The organism is Flavobacterium sp. ov086, from assembly GCF_900187965.1.
Classification (GTDB): domain Bacteria; phylum Bacteroidota; class Bacteroidia; order Flavobacteriales; family Flavobacteriaceae; genus Flavobacterium.
In genome coordinates, this window is sequence record NZ_FZNL01000004.1 from 53430 (window position 1) to 66600 (window position 13171).

The window sequence follows — 13171 nt, forward strand, 5'->3', positions numbered from 1 at the left end:
TTAACCAACTAATTCAAAATCAGCAAAATGAAAAAAACCTTTGCATTATTAGTATGTTTTTTCGCACTAGCCGTCGCTACTGGGCAAACAACGACTTCGAGTATTAAGGGTATTGTAAAGAGTTCATCAAATGAACTATTACCGGGAGCTTCTATTTTGGCAGTTCATACCCCAACAGGAACTAAATATTCAGCTGTTTCCAATGAAGATGGAAGATTCAGTATTTTGAATATGAGAATTGGAGGTCCGTATAAAATTACGGTAACTTTTGTAGGGTTCCAAAATCAGGAATATACAGATATCAATCTTGATTTGGGAAAACCCTTTAATCTGACTGTTCAATTGGCAGATGAAAGTCAGGCTTTGGACGAGGTTAAAATTGTTTCTAAAGACAAAGTTTTTAAAAGCGGAAAAACCGGAGCAGAAACTACAATTGGGCGAAGAGAATTAACTGCTTTACCTACAATTTCAAGATCGGCTGAAGATTTTACCCGTTTAGAACCTACCGCAAGTGGTGGATCTTTTGGCGGTAGAAACGATCAGTATAATAATTATTCTTTGAACGGTGCAGTTTTTAATAATCCTTTTGGGTTAGATGCTGCAACTCCGGGTGGGCAAACTGGCGCTCAGCCAATATCATTGGATGCAATTGAGCAAATTCAGGTTGCAACGGCTCCTTACGACGTTACATTATCCGGTTTTACGGGAGCTTCTGTAAATGCGGTTACAAAATCCGGAACAAATGAGTTTCATGGTACTGCTTATGTTTTTTACAGAGATCAGGATTTAACAGGGGATAAGATTAAAGGCGAAAAAATATTTGTACCAACATTAGAGCAAACTCAGGCAGGTTTTAGTTTGGGCGCACCAATTATTAAAGACAAATTATTCATTTTCGGAAATTTCGAAATTGACAGAAGAAGTGATTTGGGATCTAATTTTGTGGCTAATAATAATGATGGTGTTACGGGAATTAACGAATCCAGAGTTATGGAATCTGATTTAATTGCAGTTTCAAATGCTTTGAAAGGTTTAGGATATGACCCAGGTGCATATCAGGGATTTATACATGAATCAAACTCAAATAAAGGTATTATCAAAGTAGATTGGAATATTAATGATAATCATAAATTGGCTGTGATTTATAATTTTCTGGATGCTTCAAAAGATAAAACTGCACATCCAACAGCGCTTGGTTTTAGAGGTCCAAATGCTTCGATTTTGCAATTTCAAAACTCAGGATATCAAATCAATAATAATTTAAGTTCTTTTTTGGCTGAGTTAAATTCAAAATTCAGCGAAAGCGTTTCTAATAAATTACAGGCTGGATATTCTCATTTTAATGATTACAGAGTTCCATTTTCTGTTCCGGCGCCTGTAATTACGATACAGGATGGCGGAGGTTCTAATTATATTATTGCGGGACACGAGCCATTTTCGATCAATAATACATTGGATCAAAAAGTAATTCAAATCACTGATAATTTGACTTATACCGTTGGGAAGCATGCCTTTACTTTTGGTGCTTCATTTGAAAAATTCGGATTTAAAAATTCTTTTAATCTGGCAGGTTATGATAAATTCCGTAATCAAGCTACTGATCCCGTACCTTATTATGGTACATTTAGACCTTATGGAAGTGTGACAGATTTTTTAGCAGATGCGGCTTTGCCATTTGCGTCTAGTTCTTTGAAGCAAAATTTTCAACATGCACAAGACGTTTTTAATACTAAAAGTCAGTTTGAAGTTGGAACCGATGGCGGATGGAAATTGGCGGAATTAAACGTGGGACAATTGGCATTTTATGCGCAGGATGATTTTAGTGTAAGTGATGATTTTAAATTGTCTGTTGGTTTAAGAATTGACAAACCCTTGTATTTTAATACGGCAGATTTGATTCAGAAATATATTGATACTGATAATGGTGGCGCTGGAAGAAATAACGACATACTTTATTACAATCCTCAAACAGGTCAGGCTGTACCATTAATTTCAACAGATTTGCCAAGTGACAAGATTCTTTGGTCGCCTAGAGTTGGTTTTAACTGGGATGTAAATGGTGATGCAACTTCTCAGCTTCGAGGAGGTTCCGGAATTTTTACAGGAAGAATTCCTTTTGTTTGGTTAGGGAATCAGGTTAGTGGGGCTGATGATAGCTTTTTGCAAATTATGGATCCGGATTATAAATGGCCACAAGTCTGGAGAACAAGTTTAGGTTTTGATCATAGATTTAAAAGTAATTATATCGTAACACTTGATTTGTCTTATAATAAAGATATTAATGCGGTACAGGTTCAAAACTGGGGTTTAAAACCTCCTACAGGAACATTGGCCGGTGTAGATAACAGGGCGATTTATGTTGCGGCTGATCATGGAGCAAATAATGCTTATGTAATGACTAATTCAAATAAAGGAAGTGCTTTTAACGCAACGGTTAAAGTGCAAAAAACTTTTGAAAATGGTTTGTATGCAAGTGTGGCTTATAATTATTTAAAATCAAAAGATGTGAATTCTATTGAAGCAGAAATTACGGGAGATGCTTTTGCTTTTAATCCGGCTTTAGGAAATGTAAATAATGCTGTTCTTTCGAACTCTAAATATGGAGATAATCATCGTTTTATTGGTGTAGCATCTAAAAAATGGAAATATGGAAAGGATAAATGGGCAACGACCGTTTCAACCTTTCTTGAATATGCTCAGGGCGGACGTTTTAATTATACTTATGGTGGTGATATTAATGGTGATGGTTCTGCTGTAAATGATTTAATTTATATACCAACAACTGCAGAAATTGCCCTGATGACTTTTAGCGGTCCCGGACAAGGCGAGGCGTTTGATAAATTTATTTCTCAGGATGATTATATGAAAAATCATAGAGGGCAATATGCGGATCGTTACGGCGCTATATCTCCATGGAGAGGTAGATGTGATCTTAAACTGATGCAGGATTATAACTTTAGAGTTTCTTCGGCATCTGAGAAAAAGAACACAATTCAATTTAGTATCGATATTTTGAATTTTGGAAATTTAATAAATTCAGATTGGGGAGTTGTTCAGGTTCCAACCAGCGTTCAGCCAATTGGCGTAACAGTTGTAGGAAACACTCCGACTTATACCTTCAATAATACACAAACTAAAACGTTTAGTTATGATGCGAGTTTAACCTCAAGATGGCAGGCTCAATTTGGTATCAGATACATCTTTTAGTAAAGCAAAAAAAGTTATAAATTTGCCTTCGCATTTGCGAGGGCTTTTTTATGGATAAGAAATTTTACCTGAGCTCTTTTAAAGGTGTTTTAAAACAAAAAAGAAAAAATGAAATACGCAAGATTAACAAAAGAGCAATTTGATGAATTGCACGCAGAATTCGCTAGTTTTCTAGCTACTCAGGCAATTGATAAAGCAGAGTGGGATTCTCTTAAATTAAATAAACCGGAAGTTGCAGAACAGGAATTAGATGTTTTTTCAGATTTAATTTGGGAAGGTGTTTTGTCAAGAGCAGAATATTTAGAGCATTTCTCTAAGAATCATATCTTTTTGTTTCAGTGTTTTGAGGAGCATGTTCAGTCAATAGTTCTCAAATCATTGGTTCCTGAAACTGATTTTTTAACTAAAGATGGCTTGCAATGGTTGAGTGACAATATGTTTACTGAGAACATCGAAATGAAAGTAGGAAAGAAAGTATTCACAGAAGATAGAAATACTTCTATTTTTGAATTGATTCAACAAGGTGCGTTTTTAAGTGACGGACAATTGTTTACTCAAATTAATACTATTATCGAGTCTTAATTTGAGTATTTAGTATTTAAAAAAGGTAAATAGTTGATGTTGAATTGTTTACCTTTTTTTAGTTTTTTAACTCTTGTTTATACTTTTCTGTTTTTTATACCCCGTATTTCTACGTGTTTTTTTTGAATTGTTTAAGAAATTTGCATTTGTATGAAAAAATGTAGGTTTTGCTCTTTGTTTTTGGTTTTTTATCTCAATTTCAATCGATTATGTATTTAAAAAAGTAAGAATTTACTTGTTTTGTTAAAATATTATGAAATAATATGATTTTTTTTATGATATCTCTAACAGTGTTTATTGGCTCAAAACTATTGATTTTTCTCATATTTCGAAGTTTTACGGCGATATACGTTTTTGTTAAAATTTAAAACATAAGAATTTTACGCTTGTTTTGTAAGTTTGTTTTTCCTAATTTTAATATAAGAAAAGTTAAACAAAATGTTTTTCTATTCTTTTTCAAAAACATCTAAAAATTTGATTATTTTTTTTAAGTAATATAAATTACAATTTTTTGTTTTTGTCGGGAAAATTAAAGTTGAAAAATTTTACTAATAATTTAATTAGTGTGCTTATGGAATTAACAATTACTTTCTTCATCAAGTTTGCATTAGGTATCCATATTATTTTAGCTTTATTTTTTATTCTTTGGAATAAAATTAAGTTTAGTCCCAAACTTGATTTTAATTTCATTATAAGCTTTTTTCAAAACGTATTTTATTATATCAGTTTTTCATTCCCAAAACCCAGTCAGTTTTCGAGTTAATGAAAGATTTTTTTGTGGTTATGTTTTTTGAGCCCCGAAATACTATACATGAAAAATAATGCATTCAATTTTTATAATTCCATTCTAAATAAACAAAGTTTATAGATTGCCTAATCAACTTTCTGTAAATATTGAATCTACTATATTTTTAATAGAATATCCCCTCATTTCTACCTACACGCAAATTTTCTTTATGAAAATTAAACCTGCAACAAATCACTCCGTTTGGAAGCCTGATTCGGATCAGTATTCCTTAAAAGTTTTGAGTTATTTTCTGTTCAAAAAGGATAGAGAGTGCTCTTCGGTATGCTTAGTACAACATGTTTTGTTTAATGAAATTTAATTTATTTTCTTATTTATTAAGGTTTTAGTTTTAGGGTTTAACTAATTGAGTTTTAACGTTTTTTTGAATTGCCTAAGCATATATGCTTATTGCAAGAGGTATTTTATTGTCCATTTTCTAATCTTCCAAATTATGAAAAAAAAATTTACTTTCTATGATCTCATCGTAAAGAAGAGATTGTTTGTTTTGTTGCTTTTATTGCTTTTTTGCAATAAAAACTTTGCGCAAACTTTTTGCAGACCAGATTCACAAACGAATAGTACTGGTGGTCTTTTATGTGTTGGAATGAGCGTGACGAATCCAAACAATGCGTTTGATTCGAGTACGACAACTTATGCATCGATAACAAACACGCTAGGTTTGGCTTGCTTTGCTCAGGAAACTTTGCATTTTAGCCAGACTGCAAAAGCAGGAGACCAAATAGTGATAACTTTTGGTGAAGGAAACGGATTGTTAGATGTTGGTTTATTATCAAATGCGACTATTCAGGCAAAAAATGGACCAGCCAATGTTGGTGGTTCGGTTGCGATGAATAATCCGTTGTTAAATCTTCAATTATTGTCTGGTGGTAATTCTGCGGTAATTAAATACACATTGCCCGGAGATGCCAATCAGATACAAATTCAATCGGGAGGGCTTTTATCTTTATTAGTAAACTTAAGAATTTATGATGTACGATTGCAATTTGCTAAACCAACAATTGTTGGCGGAGAAACACAATCTATCTGCTCAGGTCAATCTATAGCACTTACTGCAACTGCAGCTGCTGGAACAACACTTGCCTGGTATGATTCTCCAACATCTACTACGGCACTTTCGAACATTGGTACATTTACTACGCCAACTTTAACTGCTTCGACTACTTATTATGTAAGTACTTCGAGGGTTGCAGGTTGCGAAAGCAGTGAACGATTACCTGTTACAATCAATGTTATTGATCCTGTACAGCCAACAATTAGTAGTATTGGTACAACAATTTGTTCTACCGGGGCAACTCAGGCAACTACATTATCAGTTGTAAGTCCGGTACCCGGAACGATATATTCCTGGTATAATGTGCCAATAAATGGTGTAGCTTTAGCAACAGGAAGTACTTATACACCAACTGTACCTACAGGTGTTACTAATTTTTATGTAGAAGCTTCTATTGGCAGCTGTAAATCTGCACGTACTCAGGTACCTGTGACTTCAACTCCGGTTCCGGCTCTTGCTACGGTACTGACACAAAGTGTAACAATAGTATCAGGACAAAATGCAACTTTAAACGCCTCAACAACGGAGGCTGATGTCGTTTTAGATTGGTATGACGTTCCTACTGGTGGAGTTAAATTATTGGGAGATTCGAATACTTTTACTACTCCAATTTTAACGGCGACTAAAACATATTATGTGGAGTCTCGCAATACTGTTGGCGGCTGCGTTAGCGCTACAAGAGTTCCTGTTACTGTAACAGTTTTACCTCTTGCATTAGGAGGGTGTTTAGAAGCTAATAGTCAGCAAACAAGTCAAAACGGACTTTGTTTGCTTTGTTCTTCTACAACTCCAGACAATTCTGTGGATGGAAATACTCTTACAGCTGCTCGACTTACACTTCCGGTAGGTTTATTAAACGGATGGATTCAGCAAACATTGCAATTTAATAATCCTGGAAAAGCAGGTGATATTGTAGATGTAGAATTGGCTTTGCCTGGCGGTATTGCCGATCTTTCATTATTAGGAGCTGTTAGTTTGGCAACTTACAATGGAGCTACTTATAATAATGATAGAGTTTCTACTAATAATAATGCTTTGGTTACTTTGCAATTATTATCAGGAAATCGCTTTAGAGCCAGTATCGTTGCCGGTGCAAATTTTGATCGTGTCGAAATTAGATTGGGTGGTTTAGTAACTGCTTTAACTAATTTAGATATTTATCAGGCAACCTATAGATATAAAGCACCTACTATAACTGGTAATAGTACCCCAATTTGCGGTGGATTAACTGCAACGTTAACAGCCAGCACAGCATTGGGCGAAACTATAAAATGGTATGATGCTCTTACAGGAGGAAATTTACTGGCAAGTACACCATCTTATACAACACCTGCATTGACTGCAAATACAACTTATTATGTAGAAGTTACTCGTAATGGTTGTGTAAACAGCGAAAGAAATCCTGTTCTTGTCACGGTGAATAACCCTGTAGCACCAACAACAGTTGTTGCTACTCCGGTAAATTTATGTAGCGGAGGTACAACTACTTTAGTGATTCAAAATCCGGTTGTTGGCACAACCTATAATTGGTATGATGCGGCTTCGGGCGGAAATTTAGTGTTTACAGGTACTTCTTTTACAACACCAAGTTTGACTGCTTCTGTAACTTACCATGTTGAAGCTGTTATTGGAAGTTGTGTAAGTGCAACTCGTACTCCGGTACCTGTAAATGTTAGTCCATTACCAGCTGCACCTGTTCCTGTATCTTCAAATGTTGTTATTCAGTCAGGTCAAAGTGTGATGTTGGCAGTTACAAGTAATCCGGGATTTTCATATATGTGGTATGATGCTCCAACGGGAGGAAATCTCTTGCAAGGAACTGGAAGTAGTACATATACGCCAAATCCGGTTTTAACTGCAAATAAAACATTTTATGTTGAGGCGATAGATTTATCATCAAATTGTCCTAGCAGCTCTAGAGCTGTAATTAATGTTGTGGTTATTAGTACGATTAGTACTTGTTTACAACCAAGTTCACAATCAACGGTTATTTCAGGTGTATGTGTCGCATGTGGGATTTCTAATCCTATTAATGCTGTTGACGGTAATCCAAATACATTTTCTAGTTTAAATATACCGGTTGGAGTACTTAATGCTTATGTACAACAAAATTTAGGTTTTCTAACTCCAGGTCAGACGGGAGACATTATTGATGTCGAATTAGAATTACCTGGCGGACTTATTGATTTAGCATTGTTAGGATCAGTAAGTATAGGAACTTCTAACGGAGGGGTTGCAAATCCCGGAAGGCTTGCAGTAAACAATAGTCTATTGAATTTACAAGTTTTGTCAGGAAATAAATTTAAGGTTAGTTATCCGGCAACTGGAGCATTTGATAGTGTTGATATTAGATTAGGAGCATTAGTTGGTTTATTAACTACTTTAAACATTTATGATGCTTCTTATAGATATCCAAATGCTACAATAACTGGAGCAGCAGCGCCAATTTGTTCTGGAGGAACTGCTACTTTATCAGCATCTTCTACAGGAACGGAAACATTTACCTGGTATGATGCTCCTACTGGAGGAAATATAGTGGCTGTAAGTCCAACTCTTCCGTTGACTGCGACTACAACTTATTATTTAGAAGCAACGCGTGGCACCTGTATTAATAGTGTTCGTCAACCTGTTACAGTTAATGTATTAGATATTCCAACGGATGCAAATATTACAATTGCAAGTCCTTTAACGGCTTCTTGTGCGGGAGGTATTGTATTGGCTCCAACATCGGCTTTAGCTGGAGCGACATTTAAATATTATACAGATCAAAATAAAACAGTTGAGATTACATCAGGAACTGTTGGAGGAGTAACTTATGTTAAAGACGGTACAACAGGTGCTTTAACTATTAGTGGTCTTGTTGCTGCTAATGCTCCTTATACTTATTATGTTTCGGTTCTTAACGGAGGTTTGTGTGAGAATATAGATGGAACATTAAAAGAAGTTGTTGTAAATTATCCAACTGGTTCAGCTTTAACAGTTACGCCAACTTTGATTGGTTGTGCTAAAGTAAATCTAAAAGATGCTATTACAAATTTTGATACATCAGGAAGTACAACTTATACTTTCTTTGATCCGTCAAATAATCCAATAACAGATGTAGCTGCGGCTAATATTACCGTTAACGGAATTTATTCAATTCAGGCTCAAACAACGGGTGTTGATTGTCCATCAGTTAAGTTGCCGGTAACAGTAACAATAAATCCATTGCCAACATTAACCGGAGTGACAAGCTCACTTGTGATTACAAAAGGATCTTCGGCAGCATTGGCAGCAACATCCAACGGAACTATCACTTGGTATGATCCTCAGGGGAATGCTTTAGCAACAAATAATACCGGAATTCTGAATACTGTTGGTATTTATACTTATACAGTAATTGCCAGTAACGGATCTTGTACAACTAGCCAAACAGTAACTATTAGTGTTATTGATCCGGTAGATTGTGATGTATTACTAGAAAGAGTATATGCTACGACACAATTATCAGGATCAATTATTACTGGTGGTGTAACAAACGGACCTTTGGCCGTAGATGGCGATCCAAGCACATTTTCTACAATAACTACTGGGGTAGGACTTTTGGGAATTGGAACTACATGGCAAAATTTACAATGGCCAACAACTATTGCTAAAGGTACTCCTGTAACAGTAAAATTAGGTTTAGCCAATAGTGCAGTTGCAGTTGGACAAAGTATTTCTGTAGTAGGTACAAAACGTGATGGTTCTAATAATCCTATTGATATCGGGACTTTGCAATCAGCTTCAGGATCATTGCTGAACTTATTGCCAGGTCAAAATTCATTTGAATATACTTTTGTTCCTTCTAATACTTCAGGTCCTCAAGATTATGATGGTATCAGAGTACAATTAGGATCTCTTCTTAGTCTTGCACAAAATATAAATGTTTATGATGCTCACTATAGTAAACAAGTAACTCAAATTGCTTGCGGAAAAGGTGATATTGAAGATATTTTCTACGGAGTAAGAGATTTAGGAGTTGGAGCATTAACAGCTACTGTTGGTGTCTCTAATGCCTTTAATGTTGCTGATGGAGATGTTGCGACTTACGCAACAATGTTTAGCGGAGTAGGAGTACTTGCTGCTGCTGAACTTACAGCAAAATTTAGAACACCTTCTATGGTTGGTGATAGTTTAAGAATTACGATCTCAAAACCGGGAACGCTTTTAAATCTTAATCTGCTTACTGGATTCACAATTCAGCTATATTCAGGAAATATTGCGGTTGGTGCACCAATACAAAACACAAGCAGTTTATTGACTTTAAAATTACTTTCAGGAGATACAATGGCAGTAACTATCGTTGCGCCACAAACTCAGCCTTATGACAAAGTTGTCATCACTTTTGGAGGAGTTGCAAGTGTTTTAGATCAGCTTAGAGTTCATACAATTGATCGTGTAACAAATACCAAAGTTATTGGAGGCGATCCTGATAATAAAATTACGGTCTGTCCCGGCGCAGATATTACGCTCACGGTTCCGCCAAAACCTTGTGCCAACTATGCTTGGTATGATTCTCCAACAGGAGGAAATCAGGTTGCGACAGGTCAAACGTATACTCTTCCTGCGACATTAGCAGCTGGTACGTATAAATATTATATTCAGCCAATTCGTTATGGTTGTCCAGCTTTAGAAAGAGGTGAAGTTACTGTGGTAGTGACAGCAACAACTCCTGCAACTGCGATAGCAAATGTGACAATAAATGGAGCTAATAGCCCAATAATTTGTGCCGAAGATGGAAAAGTAACATTAGATGCAGTTTTAAACGCTACACCTGTACTTACTAATCCTGTATATCACTGGTATAAATTTGATGGTACAACAAGTGTGGTTGTGGTAGGTGAGATAACTTCTAAATTAGTATTGACAGGATTAACTCCGGGAACGTATACTTATTATGTGGGAGTTAGTTCAAATGAATTTTGTGAAACTGCAGCCGCAGATAGAAAACAAGTAACCTTCACAATTTTACCAACGTCGCTTTCAACGGATATTATAGTAGATAATACTACTATTTGTCATGATACAGACGCAGTGTTAACGCCAACAAGTACTTTAATAAATCCTGTATTTTTCTGGTATTTAGATGCTAATAAAACACAGCCTATCACAAATGGAGTAATTGGCGGAGTAACTTATACAATTAGCGGAAGCGGAGTTTTAACAGCTTCGGGATTAACAACTGCTATGAGCCCTATTACTTATTATGTAGCTGTTAAAAGCGATAATACATGTCAGAATAAAAATGGTGAACTTAAAACAGCGACCGTAATTGTTAACGATCCTGCTACGCCAACAACAAATGATACAACACAAGATTTCTGTTTAATAAGTAATCCAACAGTTGCAAATCTTCAGGTAAATGAGGCAAATGTAGTTTGGTATAATCTACCAACAGGAGGAACAGCGCTGGCAACTACAGCTGCCTTGGCAAATGGTCCTTATTATGCGGCGATTAAAGATCCTGCTACAAGTTGCGAAAGCTCAGTTAGGTTGTTAGTAACCGTAACTGTAACTGATCCTGGAACACCAATAATAACTAAAACCACTCAGGCTTTCTGTTTGGTAAATGCACCAACATTTGCCACTATCGATGTAGCTCCAGCAGTTGCAGCAAATATTGTTTGGTATGATGCTTTAACTGGCGGAAACTTAATTCCGAAAACAACAGCATTAACAACTGGAACTTATTATGCAGCGATAAAAGATCCAACAACGACTTGCGAGAGTAAAGTTAGATTAGCGATCAACATCAGCGTGACTGATCCAGGAACACCGGTAATAACTAAAACAACTCAGGCTTTCTGTTCAGTAAATGCGCCAACATTTGCTACAATCGACGTAGCTCCAGCAGTTGCTGCAAACATTGTTTGGTATGATGCTTTAACTGGAGGAAATTTAATCCCAAAAACAACAGCATTAACAACTGGGACTTATTATGCAGCGATCAAAGATCCAACAACTACTTGTGAAAGCAAAGTTAGATTGGCGATCAACATCAACGTAACTGATCCAGGAACACCTGTAATTACCAAAATAACACAGGCTTTTTGTTTGGTAAATGCGCCAACATTCGCCACAATCGATGTGGCTCCAGCAGTTGCCGCAAATATTGTTTGGTACGATGCTTTAACCGGAGGAAATTTAATTCCAAAAACAACAGCATTAACAACCGGAACATACTATGCAGCGATCAAAGATCCAACAACAACTTGCGAAAGCAAAGTTAGATTAGCGATCACTATTAACGTAACTGATCCTGGAACACCGGTAATAACCAAAACAACCCAGGCTTTCTGTTCGGTAAATGCGCCAACATTTGCAACGATCGACGTAGCTCCAGCAGTTGCCGCAAATATTGTTTGGTATGATGCTTTGACTGGCGGAAATTTAATTCCGAAAACAACAGCATTAACAACTGGAACATACTATGCAGCAATAAAAGATCCAACAACTACTTGTGAAAGCAAAGTTAGATTAGCGATCAACATCAGCGTGACTGATCCTGGAACACCGGTAATTACCAAAACAACACAGGCTTTTTGTTTGATTGATGCTCCAACATTTGCCACAATCGATGTGGCTCCAGCAGTTGCTGCAAACATTGTTTGGTATGATGCTTTGACTGGCGGAAACTTAATTCCAAAAACAACAGCATTAACAACCGGAACTTATTATGCAGCGATCAAAGATCCAACAACTACTTGCGAAAGTAACGTTAGATTAGCGATCACTATTAACGTAACTGATCCAGGAACACCAGTAATAACTAAAACAACTCAGGCTTTCTGTTCGGTAAATGCACCAACATTCGCCACAATCGACGTAGCTCCAGCAGTTGCTGCAAACATTGTTTGGTACGATGCTTTAACCGGAGGAAACTTAATTCCGAAAACAACAGCATTAACAACTGGGACTTATTATGCAGCGATCAAAGATCCAACAACTACTTGCGAGAGTAAAGTTAGATTAGCGATCAACATCAGTGTAACTGATCCAGGAACACCAATAATAACTAAAACAACTCAGGCTTTCTGTTTGGTAAATGCGCCAACATTTGCTACAATCGACGTAGCTCCAGCAGTTGCTGCAAACATTGTTTGGTACGATGCTTTAACTGGCGGAAATTTAATTCCGAAAACAACAGCATTAACAACCGGAACTTATTATGCAGCGATCAAAGATCCAACAACAACTTGCGAAAGCAAAGTTAGATTAGCGATCACTATTAACGTAACTGATCCAGGAACACCAGTAATTACCAAAACAACTCAGGCTTTCTGTTCTGTAAATGCTCCAACATTTGCCACAATCGATGTAGCTCCAGCAGTTGCTGCGAACATTGTTTGGTATGATGCTTTGACTGGCGGAAATTTAATTCCGAAAACAACAGTATTAACAACTGGGACTTATTATGCAGCGATCAAAGATCCAACAACGACTTGCGAAAGTAATGTTAGATTAGCGATCACTATTAATGTAACTGATCCTGGAACACCCGT

General features: G+C 36.4%; 3 protein-coding genes. All 3 read left to right on the forward strand.

What is annotated here, in order from left to right:
• Positions 1-27 precede the first annotated feature (27 nt).
• On the forward strand, positions 28-3207 hold the full coding sequence (locus CHB81_RS05785; protein WP_089350945.1) for a carboxypeptidase regulatory-like domain-containing protein: 3180 nt from the start codon (positions 28-30) through the stop codon (positions 3205-3207).
• Positions 3208-3315: 108 nt separating this feature from the next.
• Positions 3316-3789 (forward strand): DUF6495 family protein, encoded by a 474-nt coding sequence (locus CHB81_RS05790; protein WP_089350946.1) that lies wholly within the window; start codon positions 3316-3318, stop codon positions 3787-3789.
• A 1238-nt stretch (positions 3790-5027) separates the two neighbouring features.
• The coding region (locus CHB81_RS26810; protein ID WP_089350948.1) for a hypothetical protein at positions 5028-13171 on the forward strand (8144 nt) is incomplete at its 3' end.